Here is a 20903-nt window from a genome sequence, read left to right on the forward strand (position 1 = left end):
TCGGCTAAAGTCTGCGCAGTTTCCACGGAAGTCCCGTCTTGAAGATCCACATCCTCGGCATCGCCGGTACGTTCATGGGCGGCGTCGCCGCCCTGGCGCGCGAACTCGGCCACACGGTCGAAGGCAGCGACCAGGCCATCTACCCGCCCATGTCGACCCAGCTCGAAAAGCTCGGCATCGCGCTGGCGCAGGGCTACCAGCCGCAGAACATCGCGCCGGACTGCGACGAGATCGTGATCGGCAACGCGCTGTCGCGCGGCAACCCGGCCGTCGAGGCCGTGCTCGACCAGGGCCGCCGCTACATCTCCGGCGCGCAGTGGCTGTCCGAGCGCGTGCTGCCCGGCCGCGACACGCTGGCGGTCGCCGGCACCCACGGCAAGACCACCACGACGACCATCCTGACCTACCTGCTGGACGCGGCAGGCCGCTCACCGGGCTTCCTGATCGGCGGCGTGGCTGAGGATTTCGGCGCGTCCGCGCGCATCGGTGGCGGCCGTGAGTTCGTCGTCGAGGCGGACGAGTACGACACCGCGTTCTTCGACAAGCGCAGCAAGTTCGTCCACTACCGCCCGCTGGTCGCGATCCTCAACAACCTGGAGTACGACCACGCCGACATCTTCCCGGACGTGGCGGCGATCCAGCGCCAGTTCCACCATCTCGTCCGCACCGTGCCGCGCCGCGGCCGCCTGATCGTCAACGGTGAGGATGCGCGCCTGGCGGAGGTGCTGGCGATGGGCTGCTGGACACCTGTGGAGCGCTTCGGTTTTGATGCCGCGATGGAATGGAGCGCACGTCTTATCCGCGAGGACGGCAGCGCCTTCGCCGTGCGCCACCACGACACCGAGATCGGTGAGGTGCACTGGCCGATGCTCGGCCGTCACAACGTGCTGAACGGACTCGCTGCGTTGGTCGCCTGCCATGCGGTCGGTGTCGACGTGGCCACCGTGCTGCCGTCGCTGGCCGCGTTCCGCAGCGTCAAGCGGCGGCTGGAAGTGATCGGCCAGCACGATGGCATCACCATCTACGACGATTTCGCCCACCATCCCACCGCCATCCACACAACGCTCGAGGGCCTGCGCGCGCGCGTCGGCGCCGCACGCATCCTGGTGGCGATGGAGCCCCGCAGCAATTCGATGCGCTCCGGCGCGCATGCGGAGGCGCTGGCGCCGTCGCTCGACATCGCCGATGGCGTGGTGTTCCTGCATCGCCCGGAACTGGCGTGGGATGCCGGCAAGGTCGTCGCCGCGATCCGTGGCGACGCGCGCACCGTGCCCGATGCCGATGCGCTGATCGCCGCGCTGAAGGCGCAGGCGCGCCCCGGCGACCATGTGGTGTTCATGTCGAACGGCGGTTTCGACGGCGCACCGCGACGTTTTCTGGCGGCACTGCAGGACGGGTGATCCGCAGTTCACGGTCCGAGTGGAAACGCGGACCGTGTCGCGGTCGGGAGTGCCGGCCGATGAGTTCACATTGACGGCGCTGGCGGGCATCTGCGGTCGCGGTTCCGTACACTGCGCGCATGACGTCCGTCGAATCGCTTCCGCTGTTTCCCCTGCACAAGGTGCTGTTGCCCGGTGCGGCGATGGATCTGCGCATTTTCGAGCGGCGCTATCTGGATCTGGTGCGCGATTGCGGACGCTCCGGCACCGGTTTCGGTGTCTGTCTGATCCTGGAAGGCAGCGAAGCCGGCGCGCCTGCCACGCCGGCGGCGTATGGGGTCGAGGCGCTGATCGAGAACTTCGACATGGGCGAGGACGGCCTGCTGTCGCTGCGCGTGCGCGGGCATCGCCGCTTCCACGTGGTGCGCACGCGCGTGCGCGACAACGGACTGGTCATGGCCGACGTGGAATGGCTGCATTCGGATGAGGATCTCGAGATCCTGCCGGAGCATGCGCTGCTGGGCACCTTGCTGCAGACGATGATGGAGAAGGTGGGCACCGACATCAGCAAGCTGCCTGCGCGTGTGTTCGAACATGCCGGGTGGGTCGGCTGGCGGCTTGCACAGGTGCTGCCCATCACGCCGTTGCAGCGCGTGTCGCTGCTTCAGGAGAACGACGTCAACGCCCGCCTGCAGCGCCTGCTGGAGTGGATCGACTGACGGCGCCGCCATACGCCGGGTTCGCCCGGCTCCCGTGATTCATCAGAGGGTCGTAGAGTCGAGCTTGCTCGACTGCGCATGCCTGTCCGTAAAGCGCGGATGCTGCAAGCGGAGCAAGCTCCGCTCTACTTGTCTTCCGACGTCGCGGGTGGACGGACGTCCGCGCCCTCGGTACGCAGGCGCAGCACCGGAAGCCCGGAATCGGGATGCGGTGCGATCGCATGGTCGAGGTCCGACGTGGCCTGCGTCACCGCATCCAGTGCCGTGCGCGCCTCGCGCAATGGCCGCCAGAGGCGGATGAGGTTGAACGCGCGCTGCTGCTGCATCACCTGCGCGCTGCCGATCCACAAGGGCACGTCGCCCGGCTGCAGGCGCGTGTCGGCCGGCCACAGGCGCAACACGTAGATCTCGCCCGGCTGGTCGCCATCACGCAGCATCAGCAGGCTCTCGGCGCGCGTGTCCAGCGTGGCCGGCAGCACCGGTTGCCTGTCGTCCGCCAGGTCGATGTCGAGCAGGTTGAGGGCGTCTTCCCAGCCCGCCTGCGGCTGCTCGCGCCAGCCGGCGGCCGACAGCGTCGCCTTCAACGGCGCCAGCGGACCGGCGAGTTGAACGTCGAGGGGCCAGCGCTGCGCATCGTCGAACTCGTTGCGTCGCGCCGGCAGCGACTGCCAGCCGTCGTTCCACCAGGCCTGCAGGGCGACGGAGCGCTCGATCACCGGCGCCTGGAACTGCGCCAGCATGGTGTCCACGTTGCGCGGCGCATGCCACAACGCCGCCAGCACGAAGCTGCCGTAGAACAGCCATGCGATCGGCTTGATCCAGAACGAGCGCACCATGCGCCGGCGGTAGGCGATGCCGAGCACCAGCAGCCAGACCAGGCCGAACAACATGCCGCCGATGATGTCGCTCAACCAGTGTGCGCCCAGGTAGATGCGCGCGAAGCCGATCAGCGCCACCACCAGGCCCGACACCAGGTACGGCCACACCCGCGTGCGGCCCGGCAGTTCGCGCGCGATCAGCACCGCGAAGAAGCCGAAGGTGATCGTCGACATCGTCACCGCGATCGACGGGAAGCCGAAGCCGCTGCTGACGCTCGGCGGCTTGGGAATGTCGACCGATGCACCGAGCCACGCCGTCAGCGCCAGACCGAACGCCAGCGCCGCCAGCCAATGCCCGGCCGCCATCCAGCGCTTGCGCCAGCACAGGTAGCCCAGCACCAGCAGCGAGGCCGGCGCGAGCACCTGCTCGTCGCCGAGCGAGGCGATCGCCGCCAGCGGGTAGTCCGCGAGCGGATTGCGCAGGGCGCGCATCAGTTCGTAGACCCACAGGTCGACCGCCAGCGGTTCGCCGTGGCCGATCACGATGACGAGGAACGCGAACCACACCCAGACGATGGCCAGCAGCAGGATGGCGAGCAGCGCCAGCGGCACCGATTCGCGCCGTGCCGGGTCGAACACGGCTGCCGTGTAGCGGCCCAGTACCGGATGCGCGTGCGACCACCCCAGCACGCGCGCCAGCAGCGCGTCCGCATGCGCGGCGAACCAGCGGTAGGTGTACAGCACCAGCGCCCATGCCACGGCCAGCACCACGACCATCAGGCCCAGCACCAGCGCCAGCCGCCCGGCCACCGCCGCGACCGCGTCGTAGGCATGGCCCAGCACCCAGCCCGGCAACAGGAACGCGGCGGCCCACGCCACGCAGGCCGCGCCACTGGCCACCACGTAGCGCCGCAGCGGCATGCGCGAGATGCCGGCGACCGCAGGCACGAATGGCCGGATCGGGCCGACGAAGCGGGCGATGAAGATGCTCTTCCACGCATTGCGGCGGAACAGGATCTCGCCGCGGTCGAGCAACTGCGGGTACTTGCGGAACGGCCACACCGTGCGCAGCTGCTGGCCCCAGCGGTGGCCGACCCAGTAACTCGTCGCATCGCCGATCAGCGCGCCCAGCGTGGCGCAGACGACGGCGTAGGGACCGGAGATTTCGCCCAGCCCGATCAGCACGCCCACCGCGAACAGCAGCGGCAGGGCCGGCACGATGGCGCCGAGGATGATCACCGCGTCGCAGAACGCGATCGCGAAGATCACCAGCCCTGCGGCCACGGGATGCGCGCTGATCCAGGCCAGCAGGTTGTCGAACCAGGAGGCTTCCATCGGCGGATTATAGGCGGCGGTACATGACCCGCGTCTGCGACCTATGGACGTAGAATGACGGGGTGGACTTGCGCTCGCCTTCCGAAATCGCTGCACTCAAGGCCGACAGCTTCGGCCGCATCTCGTTGATGCAGGGACCCGACGGGCCGTTCGTGCGGCGCGACCTAGCGCACGTGCCGCTGTGGCTGCGACTGCCGGCCTGGTGGCTGGCGCGTCGCGAGGCCCTGGCCTTGCGCAAGGTCGCCGGCATGGCCGACGTCCCGCAGCTGCTGGACTGGACGGGTCGCCGGCTGGACCGCAGCTACATGGAGGGCGCGGCGATGTACCAGCGTCCTCCGCGCGGCGACCTGGCCTATTTCCGCGCCGCCCGCCGGTTGTTGCAGCAACTTCACCGTCGCGGCATCGCGCACAACGACCTCGCCAAGGAAGCCAACTGGCTGGTGCTGGCCGATGGACGCCCCGCCATCATCGATTTCCAGCTCGCCACCCGCGGCGATCCGCGCTCGCGCTGGATGCGCCTGCTGGCGCGCCAGGACCTGCGCCACCTGCTCAAGCACAAGCGCATGTACTGCGCCGCATCCATCACGCCTGTCGAGCGGCGCGTGCTGAAGCGCACGTCGTGGCTGCGCGACCTGTGGTTCCACACCGGCAAGCCCGTCTATCGCTTCATCACCCGTCGCCTCCTCAAGTGGGAAGACAACGAGGGACAGGGACCGAAACCGTGAGCGCCGCCGCACCCATTCCTCCCCGGAGCACGCCATGACCTCGCTGGCCGGCAAGACCCTCTTCATCACCGGCGCCTCCCGCGGCATCGGCCTGGCCATCGCCCTGCGCGCGGCGCGCGATGGCGCCAACGTGGCGATCGCCGCCAAGTCGTCGGTGCCGAATCCGAAACTGCCCGGCACCATCCACACCGCCGCGCAGGCGGTGAACGACGCCGGTGGACGCGGCCTGGCGCTGAAGTGCGACATCCGCGAAGAGGACGAGGTGAAGGCCGCGATGGCCGCCACGGCCGACGCCTTCGGCGGCATCGACATCCTGGTCAACAATGCCAGCGCCATCTGGCTGGCCGGCGCGCTGGACACGCCGATGAAGCGCTTCGACCTGATGCAGCAGGTCAATGCGCGCGGCAGTTTCCTGTGCGCGCAGGCTGCGCTTCCGTACCTGATGCAGGCCGCGAACCCTCACATCCTGACGCTGGCGCCGCCCCCGTCGCTGGATCCGAAATGGTGGGCGCCGCATACCGGTTACACGCTGGCGAAGATGGGCATGAGCTTCGTGACGCTGGGCCTGGCCGGCGAGTTCGGTCCGCAGGGCATCGCCGTGAACGCGTTGTGGCCGCGCACCATCATCGCCACCGATGCGCTGAACATGATTCCCGGCGTCGAGATTCCACGTTGCCGCACGCCGGAAATCGTCGCCGATGCCGCACATGTGGTGCTGGTGCGCGAGGCCCGCGGCTTCCACGGCCGGTTCCTGATCGACGAGGAGGTGCTGCGCGAGGCTGGTGTCACCGACTTCGCGCCGTACGCCGTCGAGGCCTCGCAGACGTTGCTGCCGGATCTCTTCCTCGACCCATGAGCGACGACTGTCCCTTCTGCGCGATTGTCCGAGGCGAGGCATCCGCGAGTCGCGTGGCGGAAGGCACCCACGTGGTCGCCTTCATGGACCTGCGACAGGGGGTGCCCGGCCACGTCCTGGTCGTGCCGCGCGCCCATGTCGAGACGCTCTACGACCTGCCGCCCGATACCGCTGCGGAGATGATGCAGCTTGCGGTGCGCATCGCGCGGGCGCTGCGCGCAGTGGATGATCCGCCCGGACTGAACCTCTGGCAGTCCAATGGCGACGCTGGCGGGCAGGAGGTGCCGCACGTTCACCTGCATGTGCAGCCACGGCAACACGGGGATGGCCTGCTTGGGCTGTATCCGCACGGTCCGCCTGCACCGTCGCCGCGCGACCTGCTGGACAGGCTGGCGGACAACGTGCGCCGTCAACTGGCCGAAGCCACTTCTTCCCTCACGACGAGCCTGCCATGAAATACCTGCACGCCATGATCCGTGTCCACGACCTGGACGCAACCAGCCGTTTCCTCACCGAGGGTCTGGGCCTGACCGAAACCCGGCGCATGGAAAGTCCGCAGGGCCGCTTCACGCTGGTGTACTTCGGCGCGCCGGCCAATCCGGAAGCGGAAGTCGAACTGACCTACAACTGGCCGCCGGAAGACGGTACGCCGCCCGAGGACTACGGCAGCGCACGCAACTTCGGCCACCTCGCCTTCGAGGTCGACGATATCTACGCGCTGTGCGCGCACCTGCAGTCGCTCGGCATCACCATCAACCGCCCGCCGCGCGACGGACGCATGGCGTTCGTGCGCACGCCGGACCTGATCTCCATCGAACTGCTGCAGAAGGGCGCATCGCTGCCGCCGCAGGAGCCTTGGCTTTCGATGCCGAATACGGGAAGCTGGTAACGCAGCCGAACAAGGAGTCCGTCCGATGAATCTCGCCCTGGTCGTGATCGATGTGCAGCGTGGCCTGTTCGAGCCGCAACCGCCGCCGGCCGATGCCGATGCCGTCGTTGCGCGGATCAATGCGCTGGCGCAGAAGGCGCGCGAAGCCGCCGCCCCGGTGGTCTTCGTGCAGCACGAGCGTGGTGGCGATCTGGAGGCGGAATCCGAAGGCTGGGCGTTGCACCCGGCGCTGCAGGTCGTCGAGGGCGACCACCGCATCCGCAAGACCACGCCGGACTCGTTCCTGCGCACCGGGCTGGACGAAGTGCTGTCGTTCTGTGGCGTGGAAGGCGTGGTGCTGTGCGGTTACGCCACCGAGTTCTGCGTGGACACCACCACGCGCAGCGCTGCCGCGCACGGCTACCACGTGGTGCTGGCGTCGGATGCGCACACCACGCACGACAAGGCGCATGCCGATGCCGCACAGATCCGCGCCCACCACAACGCCACGCTGCCGGCGATCCGCAGCTTCGGCGTGGGCATCCGTGCGCTGCCGGCGGCGGAGATCGCGTTCGCCGGCTGACGAGGCTGTCAGCCGATCGGTGCAGGGAGTCGCGTACCGCAGTGGCGGCAGTGCAGGGCATCGGGATCGTGCCCTTCCAGCCCGCACTCGGGGCAACCGCGGCGGTCCAGGTGACCCCGCTCGTGCGAGGCTTCGCGCAGGCTGCTCGCCAGTTCCGCCGTGTAGATGCCGGTAGGCACGGCGATGATGCTGTAGCCGATCAGGATGAGCACCGAAGTGATGGCGCGGCCGGCCGTCGTCTGCGGCGCGATGTCGCCGAAGCCGACGGTCGCCATGGTCACGATGGCCCAGTACATGCTGGTGGGAATGCTGGTGAACCCGTGCTCGGGGCCTTCCACGACGTACATCAGTGCGCCGAAGATGACCACCAGCGTCAGCACGGCGCAGATGAAGACGAAGATCTTGCGGCGGCTGCGCCACAGCGCGCCCACCAGCTGGCCGCTCTCCTCGACGTACTGCGTCAGCTTGAGGATGCGGAACAGCCGCAGGATGCGCAGGATGCGCACCACCAGCAGGCTCTGCGCGCCCGGTACCAGGACCGACAGGTAGGTGGGCAGGATCGACAGCAGGTCGATGATTCCCCAGATGCTGACCGCGTAGCGCAGCGGGCGTCGCACGGTCGCCAGCCGCAGTACGTACTCCGCGGTGAACAGCAGCGTGAAGGCCCACTCCAGCGCGTACAGAACGCCGGCGTGGCGCGCGTGGAAGGACTGCACGCTGTCGAGCATGATGACGATGACGCTGGCGAGGATGGCCAGCACCAGCACCAGATCGAAATTGCGCGAGGGCGGCGTGTCGTGCCGGTAGATGATGTCGAACCAGCGCCTGCGCCAGCCATCCTCCGTGGCGGGGTTGAGCTGCGGGTCGGAGAACAGGCGCGGCTGGAACTTCATGGGCCGCCATGATGCACCAAGCGACCGCTGCGTGCGTCGTCGTTCTGCAACTGCAGCCCCCACCGGCATGCGTCACAATATGCGCTCCTGCTGCCACTGCGGTTCCGCCATGAGCGCCACGACCCCCGACCTGCTGTCGAACGGACAGCGCTATTACCTGCCGGTCTACCGTCCGCGTGAGGTGATCCTGGAGCGCGGCCAGGGCGCGCGCGTCTGGGACAGCGAGGGCCGCGAGTACCTGGACCTGTCGGCCGGCATCGCCGTGTGCGGTCTGGGCCACAACGATCCGGACCTGGTCGCCGCGCTCACCGAGCAGGCGGGCAAGTTGTGGCACACCAGCAACGTGTTCTACAGCGAGCCGCCGCTGCGCCTGGCCGAGGAACTGGTGAGCGCCTCGCGCTTCGCCGAGCGCGTGTTCCTGTGCAACTCCGGTGCGGAAGCCAACGAAGCGGCGATCAAGCTGGTGCGCAAGTGGGCGACCTCGCAGGGCCGTGCGCCGGACCAGCGCGTCATCGTGACCTTCCGCGGCAGCTTCCACGGCCGGACGCTGGCGGCGGTCACCGCGACCGCGCAGCCCAAGTACCAGGAAGGCTACGAGCCGTTGCCGGCCGGCTTCCGCTATGTCGACTTCAACGACCTGACCCAGCTGGAGATCGCCATGTCGTGCGGCGACGTCGCCGCGGTGATGCTCGAGCCGGTGCAGGGCGAGGGCGGCGTGATGCCGGCCGCCCCCGGCTTCCTGAGCGCCGTCCGTGCGCTGTGCGACCACCATGGCGCGCTGCTGGTGCTGGACGAGATCCAGGCCGGCATGGGCCGCACCGGCACGCTGTTCGCGCACTGGCAGGACGGCGTGGTGCCGGACATCGTGACGCTGGCGAAGGCGCTGGGCGGCGGCTTCCCGATCGGCGCGATGCTGGCCGGACCGAAGGTGGCCGAGGTGATGCAGTTCGGCGCGCACGGCACCACCTTCGGCGGCAATCCGCTGGCCGCCGCCGTCGCACGCGTGGCGCTGCGCAAGCTGGCGTCGCCGCAGATCGCCAACAACGTGGCGCGCCAGTCGGCCGCCCTGCGCAAGGGACTGGATGCAATCAACGCCGAGCTCGGCCTGTTCTCGCAGGTGCGCGGTCGCGGCCTGATGCTGGGCGCGGTGCTCAATGCGAAGTACGCCGGCCGCGCCGGCGAAGTGCTGGATCTCGCCGCGGCACAGGGCCTGCTGATGCTGCAGGCCGGCCCCGATGTGCTGCGCTTCGTGCCGTCGCTCAACATCACCGACGCGGAAGTGGCCGAAGGGCTGAAGCGCCTGCATACCGCGCTGCGGGCATTCGCAGGCTGACGGGACTCGGGATCAGGCCGCCGGCAGAGTAAGCCGTGCGATCGTCCGGCCGGACACGGTGTCGATGCGCAGCGCGATGCCGTGGCGCTCGCAGAGCCGCCGCACGATGGCCAGGCCCAGGCCGAAGCCGCTACTCTCGCCGCCTTTCGCGAAGGGTGCGAAATCGCGCTCCTGCACGTCGCCGCCCGGGTTGCTGACGCGCAACGTGCGGCCATCCATGTCGACCACGATGCGGCCTGCGCGGGTGTGCGCGAAGGCGTTGCCGACCAGGTTCGACAGCAGGATGTTCAGCACGGCCGCCGGCAGTGCGGCGAAGATGTCGCCGTCGACATCGACCTGCACGTCGACCGGCTTGTGTTCCAGTAGCGGCGACTGCTCGACGATGACCCGTTCGAGCACCGGCAGTACGGGGATCGCCAGCGCCGCCTCGGTCGAGGTCTGCTCCCGCGCCAGCGACAGCAGCAGGACGACCGTCTGCTCCAGTTGACGTGCCGACTGTGCGATGTGGTCGAGGTGGCGCCGAGCGCCCTCCGACAGGCCGGGTTCCGTGCCCAAGCGCTCGGTCGCGGTGCGGATCACGGTCAGGGGCGTGCGCAGTTCGTGGCTGGCATCGCGGGTGAACTCGCGTTCGCGTTCGACGAACTCGCCGACGCGCGCGATCAGGTTGTCGAGCCGGCACGCGACCACGCCCACCTCATCGTCCGCGAAGCCCGCGGCGAAACCGGGCGGGAGCCGTTCCGGTGTCGCGTCGGCGACGGCATCCGCAAGCCGCGACAGCGGCGCGGTGGTGCGCCGCGCCAGCCAGCCGCCCAGCAACAGCGCGAGCGCCACCATGGCCACGCCCGACCACGCGAGCAGGTGCAGGATCTGCCCACGCATGGGCCGGACGACGAGCAGCGCGCTGACTTCCGCGACCAGCCAGGCAGGCGCCTCATCCGCATCGTGCGGCTGCAGCAGGCGCAGGTGGTAGTGGCGACCTGCGCGGCCTGTGAACTCGCGCCGCCGCGGTTCCTCGCGCAGCACGGCGGCGATGCCGTCAGGCAGGTCCGATGCCGCCGGGACGATGGACATGAAGCCGTCACGGGGTGTGGTCCAGCGTCCGTGTCCGTCGTGGTACGCCTGCTGCGTGGCGACCTCGCGGTCCAGCATCGTCTCGAACAGCTGGTCTTCCACCGTGTAGACGAACAGCACCACGTAGAGGGCGAACAGCACGGTAACCAGCCCGGTGAAGCCGGCGAACGCCAGCATCAGACGGTTGCGCAGGCGTCGGCGCGGTGGTGTGGCAAGCGGCGTCATGCATCGGCCTCCAGCCGGAAACCGACGCCGTGCACGGTCTTCAGCATCGGCATGGCGAACGGTTTGTCCAGCGCCTGCCGCAGCAGGTACAGATGGGTGCGCAGCGGGTAGGACTCCGGCGGCGCGTCGCCCCACAGCTGCTGGATCAGCTCGCTGCGCGTCAGCGTGCGCGGCCAGGCCTCGGCCAATGCCAGCAGGATCTGGTAGCTGGTCGCGTGCAGGTCCAGGTCGCGACCGTCCCGCTGCGCACGTCCGTTGCGCCTGTCTACCTGCAATGTGCCGATCCGCAGCACATGCGTCTGCCCCGCACGGTGACGCTGCGACAGCGCGATACAGCGCGCCAGCAGCTCCGCGCCGGCGAACGGCTTGACCAGGTAGTCGTCGGCACCGGCGCGGAAGCCCTGCAGCTTGTCCTCCAGCGCATCGCGTGCGGTCAGCATCAGCACCGGCACATGCCGGTCGGCTTCTGCACGCAGGCGTTCGCACAGGCGCAGGCCGTCCAGGCCCGGCAGCCCGAGGTCGAGCACCAGCACGTCCGGCGGCGATGACAGCGCCATCTGTAATCCGCTGAGCCCGTCGCCGGCGAAATCGGCCTCGATGCCCTCCGCCGACAACAACCCGTCCAGCTGCGCGCGCAGCAGCGGGTTGTCTTCGATCACCAGGAGGCGCAGCCGGGAAGCCGTCATTGTTCAGCCGTCGATGCGTTGCAGGAGGGCCTTAGCTTCCTTCATGTCGGGTGTCGCGGCCAGCACGCGCTGCACCAGCGCTCGTGCTTCATCGCGTTCGCCGAGCCGGAGATGCGCCTCGGCCGCGCCCAGTTTCAACTCGGGCTGCGCCATGTAGGGCATCGCCAACTGCATCAATTGCAGCGCAGGACGCAGGTCCCCGTCACGCGTCGCAGCCTGTGCCTGGTAGTAGCCGAGCAGGCCGAGCAGGTCGACGTGGTAGCGCGTGGTGTCGGCAGCCAAGGCATCGCGTGCGCCCGCGATGTCGCCGTCGCGCGCCTGCGCCGCGAGTGCCATCGTCAATTCGTCGCGCCATGGCGTGCGTGCAACGGGCGTGCGGCCGGTGGTGCGCACGATGGCCTCGGCCATGCCGGCGGTGGAGTAGGGGTTCTGGCCGGTGACCAGGCGTCCGTCGACGACCACCTTGACCATCATCAGCGGTGCTTCCTGCCACTGGGCGCCACGTTCGCGCAGCCGGTCCTCAAGCAACCAGGGGAACTCCTTCGCCCAGCGCTTGCCGAACAGGGCTTCTTCCTCGTTGGTGAATCCGGTCATTGCCTTGCCCTGCACCAGCGGCGTTCCGTCGCGCAGGCGCACGTCGGCCAGTGCGGCCGGGCCGTGGCAGACCGCGCCGATCACCGCGCCGCCTTCGTAGGCATCGGCCAGCAGGGCGACCAGCGCCGCGTCGTGCGGCAGGTCGAACATGGCACCCTTGCCGCCAACGACATAGACAGCGGCGTAGTCCGTCGCCTTCACTTCCTTCGTCGCGCGTGTATTGGCCAGCACGCGCATGGCGTCGGCATCGGCGAGCAGGGCGGCGTTGAAAGGCTCCTGCGGGTTGTACTTGTCGGCTTCGACCGCGCCCCCCTGCGGACTGGCGACATCGATGGCGAAGCCGTTGGCCTTGAAGATCAGCCACGCCTGCGAGAGTTCGTCGAATTCGTAGCCGGGACGGGTCTTGCCCTGGTCGCGGCCTTCGCCGCTGACGACGATCAGGATGCGGCCGGCATCGCCGGCATACACGTGGCCTGCGATGCCGACGGCCAGCAGACAGGCGAGCAGAAAGCGGTGGCGGGGGAACATGGCGGGTCTCCGATGGGTGGCCACCAGTGTCCCGTTGCCGTATCAATCAAGTTTCAAAGGCCGCCGTTACCAGCCGGTCTGCGGCCCGAACACGTAGCGCTTCAGCGCCTTGCGGAGACTGCGGGCGTCGGTGACGGTCTCCGCGTGCAGGCCGGCCTCGCGCGCGCCCTGCACATTGGTGAAAAGATCGTCGACGAACAGCGTGCTCGCTGCGTCCCAGCCGAGCACGTCGAGCACATGCGTGAACGTCGTCGGTGCCGGCTTGCGCCGCTGCAGGCCACCGCTGGTCAGCACGCGGCCTTCGATCCGCGACGCCAGCGGCGCGACGATGCGCGGAATGGCCTGCGTCATCAGCGCGCCGTTGTTGGTCAGCACGCCCATCGCCACGTCCGCGTGCAGCGCGGCGATCCTGGTCAGCACATCGTCGATGGCGGTGCTGCCGGCCATCCGCGAGGCGATCCAGGTGCCTTCGTCGATCGTTTCGCCGATGCCGTCGCCCAGCCGGCGCAGATAGGTCGCGGTATCGATGGCGCCGCTGTCGTATTCGGTTTCCAGGCCGGAGGCGAACAGCACGCTGCGGACGTGTTCGTGTTCGCACTTCGCATGCGTGGCGAGATGCGCGATGCGCACCTCGTGGCGGTAGTGCGCCAGGACGCCGTCGAAATCGAACAGCACCTGGTGGATCCGCGGCTTCATCCCGCCGCGACCACCTTGAAGGCCTCGCGAGCGGCGGCCAGCGTCGCCTCGATCACGTCCGGCGTGTGCGCGCTGGACATGAAGCCGGCTTCGAATGCCGACGGGGCCAGGTACACGCCCCGCTCCAGCATGGCGTGGAAGAAGCGGTTGAACGCCGCGGTGTCGCAAGCCACGGCCTGTGCGTAGGTGTCGACCTGCTGGTCGGTGAAGAACAGGCCAAACATCGCGCCGACGCGCGTGGTGGTCAGCGGGACGCCGGCCTCGCGCGCGGCCGCTTCCATGCCGTCGCACAGCGTCGCCGTGGCGGTGGCAAGGCCGTCGTGGAAACCGGGCGCCTGGATCAGGTCCAGCATCGCCAGGCCCGCGGCCATCGCCACCGGATTGCCGCTCAGCGTGCCGGCCTGATAGATCGGGCCGGCCGGCGCGATCTGCTGCATCAGCTCGCGGCGGCCACCGTAGGCGCCCACCGGCATGCCGCCACCGATGATCTTGCCGAACGTGGTGAGATCCGGGGTGATGCCGTAATGCGCCTGTGCGCCGCCGAGCGCGACGCGGAAGCCGGTCATCACTTCGTCGAAGATCAGCAGCGCACCGTGCTGCGTGCACAGGTCGCGCAGGTGCTGCAGGTAGCCCTCGCGCGGCGGCAGGCAGTTGGCGTTGCCGACCACGGGTTCGATGATCAGGCAGGCGATCTCGCCGCCAAACTGTTCGAACAGCTGTGTCGCACCTTCGAAGTCGTTGTAGCTCAGTGTCAGCGTCAGTTCGCTGAGGCCAGCCGGCACGCCGGGCGAGGTCGGCACGCCCAGCGTCAGCATGCCGCTGCCGGCCTTCACCAGGAACGAGTCGCCGTGGCCGTGGTAGCAGCCTTCGAACTTGACGATGCGGTTGCGCCCGGTGGCACCACGCGCCAGACGGATCGCCGACAGCGTGGCCTCGGTCCCGGAGTTGACCATGCGCACCATCTCGCACGACGGCACCAGCCGCGTGATGGTCTCCGCCATGGTCACTTCGGCGGGGCAGGGTGCGCCGTACGACAGCCCGTTCTGGATGGCGTTCTGCACCGCATCGCGCACGGCGGGGTGGTTGTGGCCGACGATCATCGGGCCCCACGAGCCGACGTAGTCGATGTAGCGGTTGCCGTCGACGTCGTGCAGGTACGCGCCATCCGCGCGCTGCACGAAGAACGGCTCGCCGCCCACCGACTTGAACGCGCGCACCGGCGAATTGACGCCGCCGGGCAGCAACTGCTGGGCGCGGGCGAAGAGGGCGTGGGACTGGTCGTGGTTCATGGGAGTTCCAGAAAGGGGGAGATTTGCGCTGTGGGAGCGACGTAAGTCGCGATGAACCACCGTCGGCCCATCATCGCGACTTACGTCGCCCCCACAACGCATCAGGCGCCCGCGAAGGCTTGCCGGTACGCCTTCGCAGCAGCCAGCGGGTCAGGCGCCTCGAATACGCCGCCGATCACGGCGACCAGGTCGGCGCCGGCGGCCACCAGCGGGCCCATATTGTCGGGCGTTATGCCGCCTATCGCCACCCGCGGGACCCCCAATACTGCTGCTGCGGCCAGCAGCGCCGGCGTCGCGCGCCGCGTGGTGACCTTGCTGGTGGTCGGGAAGAAGGCGCCGAAGGCCACGTAGCTGGCGCCCGCCGCCACCGCGCGCTCGGCCAGCGCTACGTCGTCGTAGCAAGACGCGCCGACGATGGCCAGCGGTCCCAGCAAGGCACGCGCGGCCGCGATATCGCCGTCGTCTTCGCCGAGGTGAACGCCCGCGGCGCCCACGTCGGCGGCGAGGGCGGCATCGTCGTTGATGATGAGCGGGACGCCGGCCTGCGTGCACAGTGCCTGCAAGGCCGCGGCCTGCGCATGGCGAAGACCGGCATCCGCGCCCTTCTGCCGGTACTGCAGCCAGGTGGCATGCGGCAACACGGCGGACACGCGCGCCAGCAGGCGCGAGGTGTCCGTTTCCTCCGGCGTAATCAGGTACAGCCCGCGGGCAGGGCGGACGGACGGCGGCAGCGAGGTCATCGATGAACTTCCGGTGCGCGGGCGGCGATGGGACAATGGCCGCTCCTTCCAGCCGGCATTATCCGATGACCGACGCCACCGACACCATGTTCCGCACCTGGATGTGCGTGGTCTGCGGTTTCATCTATGACGAGGCGGACGGACTGCCGGAGGAGGGCATCGCCCCCGGCACGCGGTGGGAGGATGTTCCGGACGACTGGACCTGCCCGGATTGTGGCGTGGGCAAGGACGATTTCGAGATGGTGGAGCTGGATTGAGCTGTGGTTGTGGGAGCGACGTAAGTCGCGATGGCGGTCCCGCGAGGCTTCATCGCGACTTACGTCGCTCCCACGGATGCAGATGCATGCCGCATCAATGCATCCGCGAGGTGCGCACCGCGTTGAGCTCCACCAGCTGCTCGCGCATCGCCGGGGCGTCGTTCGCTTCCGGCGACAGGTGCAGGTAGCGCGCAAGGTCGCGCTGAGCCCCTGCCTTGTAGTCCATCTTCAGGTAGGCCAGTCCGCGATCGCGCAGGGCATCGGGCTGGTCCGGCGTCAGCTTCAGCACGCGATCGGCGCTGCGCGCTGCGCGGTCCCATTCCTCGCGCTCGGCGTAGACGCCATGCAGGTTGCGCAGCGTGCGCACCAGGATCGCGCGCGGCGAGGCGGGATTGAGGATGTGCAGCAGTGCCGCATCGTCCGGCACGTCGCCGCCGAGATGCGGCTTGGCGCGTTCGCGCAGCTCGTCCACGCCAAGGGGCCGACCGCCGTTGAACGGATCCATCACCAGCAACCCGTCGTCCACCGGCAGCCGCACCAGGAAATGGCCGGGGAAGGACACGCCGTCCAGCGGTACGCCGAGCCGGTGCGCGACTTCCATCTGCACCATTGCCAGCGACACCGGATTGCCCAGCCGGCGCTCGAACACCTGGTTGAGGTAGCTGTTGCGCGGGTCGTAGTACTCGTCGTGGTTGCCGGTATAGCCGAGCTCGTCGAACAGGTGGCGGTTGATCGCGGCCATCTTCAGCGGCCACGGCTCGATGGTGCCGATCTCGTGCCGCAGGTGCTCGGCGTGGCTCTGGACCAGCGTGTCGTACAGGTCGGCGTCGAGGTCGGGGTACTCGTCGCGCGCGATCAGCAGCGCGGTTTCCAGCAGCGGTACGGTGTCGTCCGCCTGGCTGGCCAACGCATTCCATTCCGGCAATGTCAGTCGATCCCCCATGGCCACAGACTGCGGCCAATCGGCCGCACAATCAAGCCTCAGCGGACCGGCGGAATACCCTTGCCGAAGGTCATTTCCGCACCGTCCTGCAGCTTCAGCCGCTCGGCCTCGCCGGCATTGAGCTCCAGCACGTAACGGGCCGGCTGGTCGCTGGGATAGGACGGGCAGCGGTTGCCGCCGGAACAGGGCGGCACGTTGCGCTGCTGCGTCACCAGCTTGCGGTCGTTGTCGAAGTACAGGATGTCCAGCGGAATGCGGGTGTTCTTCATCCAGTACGCCTGCGGCTGCTCGTCCTCGTGGATGAAGAGCATGCCGGTGCCGGTCGCCAGTTCGTCGCGGAACATCAGCCCTCGCGCCCGCTCGGCATCGTCGTCCGCGATCTCGACCTTGAACCGCTCACCGCCCACTTCGACCCAGGGGCCGCCGTTGGCGCAGGCGCTGAGGAGGAGGGTGACGGCGAGGACGGACCATGTTGAAAGGCGCATGTCGGCATCCGGCATCGAAAGAACGCGTAGTGTAGCGCCGGGTTCCGCGGACGTGGCCGGGATCAGCCCGCTTCCAGCCGCGCAGCGATGCGTTCGGCCACCTGCCGGTTGTCGCGGTAGTACGCCGCGTTGTCCGCGAGCGCCTGCCAGCGACGCTGGTCCTCCACATGATGGCGCAACTGGCGGATCACGCCGGGCATCAGCCGGCGTGTGCCGGCACCCTCCGCGCGCTGCGCGAGCTGCAGCAGATCCAGCAACAGCAGGATGCCGTCGTGGTTGCGGTCGGCCTGGTGTCGCGCGGCGAGGAGCAGGCGATCCAGGCCGGTGGGCGTCAGGCGGGCAAGTCCGGGATCCGCCAGGCTGTGGCCCGGATCGACCTGCAGCAGGTGCAGGGCGTCGTCGAGGGGTGCGCCGGACGATTCCCGCAGCGCGGGCTGCAGGTTCTGCGTGTCGTCGGGTGATGTCGGGGTATGGGTATCGCGATCCTTCGATGTCATCGGAGTCGTCCTGTATCCGGGGATGGCATCGCGTGGATGAGCATCATCCCGCTCGTTTGCGCGATGCGCAGCCACTCTATGAACTCAAAAAGTGCGCGTCAATTAACTCTGATAGTGAATAAGTGTGACTTCACGCCGCTAACGTGGCCGCCATGGGCAACGAGCGCGAAAAATTCTCGCAACGGCTGGCGAATGCCATGCAGCAGGCGGGGTATGACGTGCGCCCGAAGGTGTTGTTCAACCTGTTCAACAGCCACTATCGCGGACGCTCGGTCACCTTCCAGACGACGTCGCGCTGGCTGGCGGGAAAGGCAATCCCGGCACAGGACAAGCTGCAGGTGATCGCCAGCGTGTTGGGTGTGGAACCCCATGCCCTTCGCTACGGCAGCTCTGCGAGATCGCGCGTGGCGGAGACGCAGGCGGTGTGGCCGGCGGGTGTGGGCAGCCGTGATCGCCACGTCATCGACGCCTTCCTGCGGCTGCCGCAGAGAAAGCGCGAGGTGGTCGGAGAACTCGTGAAGCTGCTCTCGAGCGAGGCATAGGCGCGGGCTTCCGCCCGCGCACGGCCATCAGCGCAGCACGATGGGCGGTTCGCCGCCGACGATGACGATGTCCGCCGGACGGCGCGCGAACAGGCCGACGCTGACCACGCCCGGAATCTGGTTGATCTCGCGTTCCATCGCCACCGGATCGGTGATCGACAGGTTGTGGATGTCCAGTACGACGTTGCCGTTGTCGGTGGTCACGCCGTCGCGCCACACCGGCTGGCCGCCGGTCATCGCCAGGATCGCGCGCGCCACCAGGCTGCGCGCCATCGGGATGACCTCCACCGGCAGCGGGAACCTGCCGAGCACCGGCACCTGCTTGCTCGGGTCGACGATGCAGACGAACTGCTTGCTGGCCTCGGCGATGATCTTCTCGCGCGTCAGCGCGGCGCCGCCGCCCTTGATCAGGCGCTTGTGCGGATCGCACTCGTCGGCGCCGTCCACGTACAGCGACAGCGTGCCGGTGTGGTTGAGGTCGAGCACCTCGATGCCGTGCTGCTTCAGGCGCGCCGTGCTCTGTTCCGAACTGGACACGGCCCCCTTGATGCGATCCCTGATGCCGCCCAGGGCATCGATGAAATAGGCCACGGTGGAGCCGGTGCCGACGCCGACGATCATGCCGTCCTCGACGAACTCGATGGCCTTTTCGCCGGCCAGGCGCTTTGCTTCGCTCATGGGGTCATCTCGATGGGAAAAAGCATCGCGCCCATGGGGCGCTCCTACAGGCGTACGATTATTCGAGCGAAAGAAGGAACTTCCATTGCGCAGCGGTCACCGGCAGCACCGACAGGCGGGTGCCGCGCTGGATCAGCGCGAAGCCCTCGCCCAGGTCGTCGGCATGCTGCTTGATCTCGTCCAGCGTGATGGTGCGCTTCAACTTGCGCTCGAACTTCACGTCCACCAGCGACCAGCGCGGTTCCTCGCGCGTGCTCTTGGGGTCGTAGTAGTCGGACTTCGGGTTGAACTGGGTATCGTCCGGATAGGCGGCGCTCGCCACGGTGGCGGTACCGACGATGCCCGGCTCCTTGCAGTTGGAATGGTAGAACAGCACGCCGTCGCCGACCTGCATGGCGCGCATGAAGTTGCGCGCCTGGTAGTTGCGCACGCCGTTCCACGGCTCGGTGCCGACCTTCTTCAGGTTGTCGATCGAGAAGGCGTCCGGCTCGGACTTCATCAGCCAGTAGTGCTTGCGGGTGGTCATGGCGGGGCGTCTACCAGGGAAGGTGAAGGGAGCAGGGTGTCGCGCTCGGTGCAGATCGCATCCAGTGGCACGTCCCAGGGCTGCGCGCCCAGCGCGTCGATGCGCTGCGCTTCGAAACCGACCCCGACCAGCCATGGCGGCGCGGGATGCTGCAGACGCGGCGCCAGGGTGCGGTCGTACCAGCCGCCCCCCATGCCGAGACGGTGCCCGGCGGCGTCGAAGCCCACCAGCGGCACCACGATCAGGGCCATGTCGGAGGCGGGCAGGCCGGAGCGCGGACCCACGTCCGGTTCCGGGATGCCGTAGCGGTTGGTGACCAGCTCGTCGCCCGGGCGCCATGGCGCGAAGCGCAGCGTCCCGTCGTCCGACAGCACCGGCAGGCAGTAGACCAGGCCCGGCGGCAGCCGCAGTTGCCAGCTGTGCAGGCCGATCTCGCCATCCATCGCCCAGTAGCCGGCCACGTAGCCGGTGTCGGGGAAGAACGGCAGCGCGAACAGGCGCGTCGCCAGCGCATCCGCGCCGGCGATGCGCTCGGCGGCGGGCAGGGCGCGCCTGCGCGCACGCAGTTCGCGCCGCAGCGCATCGCGCCCGGCGGTCATGGTGAACAGGGAGAAGGGAAAGGCATGCGCGAATTTTACGGCATGCGCACCGGGGTTGCCGGTGTGGGACCGCGGGAGCGGCGTCAGTCACGGCCCTGTGCGTCGGATCCCTCGTGCAGTCGGCTTCGTTTCGAAGTCATCCCGCTCAAGGGCGGGTGCAACAGGACCGGCCGGGTCGCGGCTGATGCCGCTGCCGCGGGAAAAATACGTCCTCCGCCATACACGATGTTCGCGAAACGACCTTGAACCCGGGGTTCAAGTGGGAAGGTTGGGCAACCATCGGGCTTTCCGCTGCGAGGCAGACCTGCACTCCCGGTTACGTCACCATCCCGTGGTCGTCATTAAGGGACAAGGCGAATGTTTGCGCTCACTGTCGAGTACAGCAGAGGACGCGAAGCCAGTATAGCGAGCGGAGATTTTTTGCCTAGCCCGTTCGTCGGCGGATTCAGTAGGCAGTCGGTGACATGTGCACGCCGTTACGGCGCGCCGAGTGCGCCATCGAGCTTGCGATGCAGATCCTGCAGCGTGCGTTCGACCTCGCGGTTGCGCGCGTGCTGCTCGTCGCGCAGCTGCTGCAATTCGTGTGCCAGATTGAGCGCGGCCAGCACGGCGACGCGATCGACGGCGGCCATGCGGTTGCTGCCGCGCACATCGCGCATGCGGCTGTCGAGCAGCTTGGCGGCGGCCATCAGGCTGGAGCGTTCTTCCGGCGCGACGCCGACGGTGTACTCGCGGTCCAGGATATGGACGCTGACCGGTTCGTTGGCGCTCATGTGTGCTGCTCCAGCGACTTGAGGCGGCTGATCATCGCTTCCACGCGCGAGCGCGCCTGCTCGTTCTTGGCCAGCAGTTGCGAGCGTTCGCCGACCAGATGCTCCTGCTGCTGGCGCAGGCTGCGGTTCTCGTCCGTCAGGCGCTGGCAGCGGTCGGCCAGGTCCTGGATGCGCGTACTGAGCGCGCGCAGCTGGTCGAGGAGGTCGGCGGTGTCCATGGCGGCCACGATAGGCAGGTGGTTGGCGGCTGGTCAAGGGCGCCCGG

26 protein-coding genes and 1 other RNA gene are annotated in these 20903 nt (G+C 68.4%); 10 read left to right on the plus strand and 17 right to left on the minus strand.

Going from position 1 to position 20903, the window contains the following annotated elements; genetic code table 11:
• The first annotated feature begins 38 nt into the window (after positions 1-38).
• Positions 39-1400 (plus strand): UDP-N-acetylmuramate:L-alanyl-gamma-D-glutamyl-meso-diaminopimelate ligase, encoded by a 1362-nt coding sequence (gene mpl, locus CSC78_RS04510; RefSeq protein WP_274379344.1) that lies wholly within the window; start codon positions 39-41, stop codon positions 1398-1400.
• Positions 1401-1519: 119 nt separating this feature from the next.
• Positions 1520-2098, plus strand: coding sequence for an LON peptidase substrate-binding domain-containing protein (locus tag CSC78_RS04515; protein ID WP_162336719.1), 579 nt, complete (start codon positions 1520-1522; stop codon positions 2096-2098).
• 125 nt (positions 2099-2223) lie between these two features.
• On the opposite strand, the gene CSC78_RS04520 is transcribed toward CSC78_RS04515, so the two are convergent.
• Complete coding sequence (locus CSC78_RS04520; protein ID WP_162336720.1) at positions 2224-4251, minus strand: bifunctional DedA family/phosphatase PAP2 family protein; 2028 nt, start codon at positions 4249-4251, stop codon at positions 2224-2226.
• A gap of 68 nt (positions 4252-4319) precedes the next feature.
• Here CSC78_RS04520 and CSC78_RS04525 point away from each other — a divergent pair, with 68 nt between their 5' ends.
• From CSC78_RS04525 to CSC78_RS04545, 5 genes are read left to right on the plus strand one after another with little or no spacing between them, the layout of a single operon-like run.
• A complete protein-coding gene (locus CSC78_RS04525) occupies positions 4320-4976 on the plus strand; it encodes a protein kinase family protein (RefSeq protein WP_162336721.1) in 657 nt (218 codons plus the stop codon).
• Between the two features lie 34 nt (positions 4977-5010).
• Complete coding sequence (locus CSC78_RS04530; RefSeq protein WP_162336722.1) at positions 5011-5832, plus strand: SDR family oxidoreductase; 822 nt, start codon at positions 5011-5013, stop codon at positions 5830-5832.
• Positions 5829-6287, plus strand: coding sequence for an HIT family protein (locus CSC78_RS04535; protein WP_162336723.1), 459 nt, complete (start codon positions 5829-5831; stop codon positions 6285-6287). Before CSC78_RS04530 ends, CSC78_RS04535 begins: the two co-directional genes overlap by 4 nt.
• Positions 6284-6721, plus strand: coding sequence for a VOC family protein (locus CSC78_RS04540; protein ID WP_162336724.1), 438 nt, complete (start codon positions 6284-6286; stop codon positions 6719-6721). The genes CSC78_RS04535 and CSC78_RS04540 overlap by 4 nt, the downstream gene beginning before the upstream one ends.
• Positions 6722-6746: 25 nt before the next feature.
• Positions 6747-7283, plus strand: coding sequence for a cysteine hydrolase family protein (locus CSC78_RS04545; RefSeq protein WP_162336725.1), 537 nt, complete (start codon positions 6747-6749; stop codon positions 7281-7283).
• 8 nt (positions 7284-7291) lie between these two features.
• Here the strand turns inward: CSC78_RS04545 and CSC78_RS04550 are convergent, their stop codons facing one another.
• Positions 7292-8176 carry an ion transporter gene (locus CSC78_RS04550; RefSeq protein ID WP_162336726.1) on the minus strand — a complete coding sequence of 295 codons (885 nt, stop codon included), beginning with the start codon at positions 8174-8176 and terminating at the stop codon, positions 7292-7294.
• Between the two features lie 109 nt (positions 8177-8285).
• Between CSC78_RS04550 and CSC78_RS04555 the strand changes: the two genes are divergently transcribed.
• A complete protein-coding gene (locus CSC78_RS04555; protein WP_162336727.1) occupies positions 8286-9509 on the plus strand; it encodes an acetylornithine transaminase in 1224 nt (407 codons plus the stop codon).
• Between the two features lie 12 nt (positions 9510-9521).
• Here the strand turns inward: CSC78_RS04555 and CSC78_RS04560 are convergent, their stop codons facing one another.
• The 6 genes from CSC78_RS04560 to thiE all read right to left on the minus strand — a co-directional run bounded on the left by CSC78_RS04560 (position 9522) and on the right by thiE (position 15338).
• Positions 9522-10805 (minus strand): sensor histidine kinase, encoded by a 1284-nt coding sequence (locus CSC78_RS04560; protein WP_162336728.1) that lies wholly within the window; start codon positions 10803-10805, stop codon positions 9522-9524.
• Positions 10802-11491: a response regulator transcription factor gene (locus CSC78_RS04565; protein WP_162336729.1), complete on the minus strand. Its 690-nt coding sequence runs from the start codon at positions 11489-11491 to the stop codon at positions 10802-10804. The genes CSC78_RS04560 and CSC78_RS04565 overlap by 4 nt, the downstream gene beginning before the upstream one ends.
• A 3-nt stretch (positions 11492-11494) precedes the next feature.
• Positions 11495-12613 carry a DJ-1/PfpI family protein gene (locus CSC78_RS04570; RefSeq protein WP_162336730.1) on the minus strand — a complete coding sequence of 373 codons (1119 nt, stop codon included), beginning with the start codon at positions 12611-12613 and terminating at the stop codon, positions 11495-11497.
• A 66-nt stretch (positions 12614-12679) separates the two neighbouring features.
• Positions 12680-13309, minus strand: a complete 630-nt coding sequence (locus CSC78_RS04575) for an HAD-IA family hydrolase (protein WP_162336731.1) — start codon at positions 13307-13309, stop codon at positions 12680-12682.
• Positions 13306-14598 carry a glutamate-1-semialdehyde 2,1-aminomutase gene (gene hemL / locus CSC78_RS04580; RefSeq protein ID WP_162336732.1) on the minus strand — a complete coding sequence of 431 codons (1293 nt, stop codon included), beginning with the start codon at positions 14596-14598 and terminating at the stop codon, positions 13306-13308. The genes CSC78_RS04575 and hemL overlap by 4 nt, the downstream gene beginning before the upstream one ends.
• Before the next feature lie 101 nt (positions 14599-14699).
• On the minus strand, positions 14700-15338 hold the full coding sequence (gene thiE, locus CSC78_RS04585; protein ID WP_162336733.1) for a thiamine phosphate synthase: 639 nt from the start codon (positions 15336-15338) through the stop codon (positions 14700-14702).
• A gap of 35 nt (positions 15339-15373) precedes the next feature.
• On the opposite strand from thiE, the gene CSC78_RS04590 reads away from it, so the two are divergent.
• Positions 15374-15595: a rubredoxin gene (locus CSC78_RS04590; RefSeq protein ID WP_083537922.1), complete on the plus strand. Its 222-nt coding sequence runs from the start codon at positions 15374-15376 to the stop codon at positions 15593-15595.
• Positions 15596-15689: 94 nt separating this feature from the next.
• On the opposite strand, the gene CSC78_RS04595 is transcribed toward CSC78_RS04590, so the two are convergent.
• The 3 genes from CSC78_RS04595 to CSC78_RS04605 all read right to left on the minus strand — a co-directional run bounded on the left by CSC78_RS04595 (position 15690) and on the right by CSC78_RS04605 (position 17520).
• On the minus strand, positions 15690-16538 hold the full coding sequence (locus tag CSC78_RS04595) for a SirB1 family protein (RefSeq protein ID WP_162336734.1): 849 nt from the start codon (positions 16536-16538) through the stop codon (positions 15690-15692).
• 38 nt (positions 16539-16576) lie between these two features.
• Complete coding sequence (locus tag CSC78_RS04600; protein ID WP_162336735.1) at positions 16577-17023, minus strand: DUF192 domain-containing protein; 447 nt, start codon at positions 17021-17023, stop codon at positions 16577-16579.
• 62 nt (positions 17024-17085) lie between these two features.
• A complete protein-coding gene (locus tag CSC78_RS04605; protein ID WP_162336736.1) occupies positions 17086-17520 on the minus strand; it encodes a hypothetical protein in 435 nt (144 codons plus the stop codon).
• Between the two features lie 152 nt (positions 17521-17672).
• On the opposite strand from CSC78_RS04605, the gene CSC78_RS04610 reads away from it, so the two are divergent.
• Positions 17673-18062, plus strand: a complete 390-nt coding sequence (locus CSC78_RS04610) for a transcriptional regulator (protein ID WP_162336737.1) — start codon at positions 17673-17675, stop codon at positions 18060-18062.
• A 27-nt stretch (positions 18063-18089) separates the two neighbouring features.
• On the opposite strand, the gene rpiA is transcribed toward CSC78_RS04610, so the two are convergent.
• The 6 genes from rpiA to CSC78_RS04640 all read right to left on the minus strand — a co-directional run bounded on the left by rpiA (position 18090) and on the right by CSC78_RS04640 (position 20856).
• A complete protein-coding gene (gene rpiA / locus CSC78_RS04615) occupies positions 18090-18740 on the minus strand; it encodes a ribose-5-phosphate isomerase RpiA (protein ID WP_162336738.1) in 651 nt (216 codons plus the stop codon).
• A 58-nt stretch (positions 18741-18798) separates the two neighbouring features.
• Positions 18799-19266, minus strand: a complete 468-nt coding sequence (locus tag CSC78_RS04620) for an EVE domain-containing protein (RefSeq protein ID WP_162336739.1) — start codon at positions 19264-19266, stop codon at positions 18799-18801.
• Entirely contained in the window at positions 19263-19865 is a 603-nt protein-coding gene (locus CSC78_RS04625; RefSeq protein ID WP_162336740.1) for a 5-formyltetrahydrofolate cyclo-ligase, read from the minus strand. The genes CSC78_RS04620 and CSC78_RS04625 overlap by 4 nt, the downstream gene beginning before the upstream one ends.
• 206 nt (positions 19866-20071) lie before the next feature.
• Positions 20072-20257: non-coding RNA, 6S RNA (gene ssrS / locus CSC78_RS04630), on the minus strand.
• Positions 20258-20341: 84 nt separating this feature from the next.
• Positions 20342-20638, minus strand: a complete 297-nt coding sequence (locus CSC78_RS04635) for a cell division protein ZapA (RefSeq protein ID WP_162336741.1) — start codon at positions 20636-20638, stop codon at positions 20342-20344.
• Positions 20635-20856 (minus strand): TIGR02449 family protein, encoded by a 222-nt coding sequence (locus CSC78_RS04640; RefSeq protein WP_162336742.1) that lies wholly within the window; start codon positions 20854-20856, stop codon positions 20635-20637. The genes CSC78_RS04635 and CSC78_RS04640 overlap by 4 nt, the downstream gene beginning before the upstream one ends.
• Positions 20857-20903 lie beyond the last annotated feature (47 nt).

The organism is Pseudoxanthomonas japonensis, assembly GCF_010093445.1.
GTDB lineage: Bacteria > Pseudomonadota > Gammaproteobacteria > Xanthomonadales > Xanthomonadaceae > Pseudoxanthomonas_A > Pseudoxanthomonas_A japonensis.

Bases quoted from the DNA above. Each gene is read 5' to 3' on its own strand.
- CSC78_RS04515 (WP_162336719.1), top strand. From the start codon at position 1,520: ATGACGTCCGTCGAATCGCTTCCGCTGTTTCCCCTGCACAAGGTGCTG.
- CSC78_RS04520 (WP_162336720.1), bottom strand. From the start codon at position 4,251: ATGGAAGCCTCCTGGTTCGACAACCTGCTGGCCTGGATCAGCGCGCAT.
- CSC78_RS04530 (WP_162336722.1), top strand. From the start codon at position 5,011: ATGACCTCGCTGGCCGGCAAGACCCTCTTCATCACCGGCGCCTCCCGC.
- CSC78_RS04535 (WP_162336723.1), top strand. From the start codon at position 5,829: ATGAGCGACGACTGTCCCTTCTGCGCGATTGTCCGAGGCGAGGCATCC.
- CSC78_RS04540 (WP_162336724.1), top strand. From the start codon at position 6,284: ATGAAATACCTGCACGCCATGATCCGTGTCCACGACCTGGACGCAACC.
- CSC78_RS04545 (WP_162336725.1), top strand. From the start codon at position 6,747: ATGAATCTCGCCCTGGTCGTGATCGATGTGCAGCGTGGCCTGTTCGAG.
- CSC78_RS04550 (WP_162336726.1), bottom strand. From the start codon at position 8,176: ATGAAGTTCCAGCCGCGCCTGTTCTCCGACCCGCAGCTCAACCCCGCC.
- CSC78_RS04555 (WP_162336727.1), top strand. From the start codon at position 8,286: ATGAGCGCCACGACCCCCGACCTGCTGTCGAACGGACAGCGCTATTAC.
- CSC78_RS04560 (WP_162336728.1), bottom strand. From the start codon at position 10,805: ATGACGCCGCTTGCCACACCACCGCGCCGACGCCTGCGCAACCGTCTG.
- CSC78_RS04565 (WP_162336729.1), bottom strand. From the start codon at position 11,491: ATGACGGCTTCCCGGCTGCGCCTCCTGGTGATCGAAGACAACCCGCTG.
- CSC78_RS04570 (WP_162336730.1), bottom strand. From the start codon at position 12,613: ATGTTCCCCCGCCACCGCTTTCTGCTCGCCTGTCTGCTGGCCGTCGGC.
- CSC78_RS04575 (WP_162336731.1), bottom strand. From the start codon at position 13,309: ATGAAGCCGCGGATCCACCAGGTGCTGTTCGATTTCGACGGCGTCCTG.
- hemL (WP_162336732.1), bottom strand. From the start codon at position 14,598: ATGAACCACGACCAGTCCCACGCCCTCTTCGCCCGCGCCCAGCAGTTG.
- thiE (WP_162336733.1), bottom strand. From the start codon at position 15,338: ATGACCTCGCTGCCGCCGTCCGTCCGCCCTGCCCGCGGGCTGTACCTG.
- CSC78_RS04590 (WP_083537922.1), top strand. From the start codon at position 15,374: ATGGCCGCTCCTTCCAGCCGGCATTATCCGATGACCGACGCCACCGAC.
- CSC78_RS04595 (WP_162336734.1), bottom strand. From the start codon at position 16,538: ATGGGGGATCGACTGACATTGCCGGAATGGAATGCGTTGGCCAGCCAG.
- CSC78_RS04600 (WP_162336735.1), bottom strand. From the start codon at position 17,023: ATGCGCCTTTCAACATGGTCCGTCCTCGCCGTCACCCTCCTCCTCAGC.
- CSC78_RS04605 (WP_162336736.1), bottom strand. From the start codon at position 17,520: ATGACATCGAAGGATCGCGATACCCATACCCCGACATCACCCGACGAC.
- CSC78_RS04610 (WP_162336737.1), top strand. From the start codon at position 17,673: ATGGGCAACGAGCGCGAAAAATTCTCGCAACGGCTGGCGAATGCCATG.
- rpiA (WP_162336738.1), bottom strand. From the start codon at position 18,740: ATGAGCGAAGCAAAGCGCCTGGCCGGCGAAAAGGCCATCGAGTTCGTC.
- CSC78_RS04620 (WP_162336739.1), bottom strand. From the start codon at position 19,266: ATGACCACCCGCAAGCACTACTGGCTGATGAAGTCCGAGCCGGACGCC.
- CSC78_RS04625 (WP_162336740.1), bottom strand. From the start codon at position 19,865: ATGACCGCCGGGCGCGATGCGCTGCGGCGCGAACTGCGTGCGCGCAGG.
- CSC78_RS04635 (WP_162336741.1), bottom strand. From the start codon at position 20,638: ATGAGCGCCAACGAACCGGTCAGCGTCCATATCCTGGACCGCGAGTAC.
- CSC78_RS04640 (WP_162336742.1), bottom strand. From the start codon at position 20,856: ATGGACACCGCCGACCTCCTCGACCAGCTGCGCGCGCTCAGTACGCGC.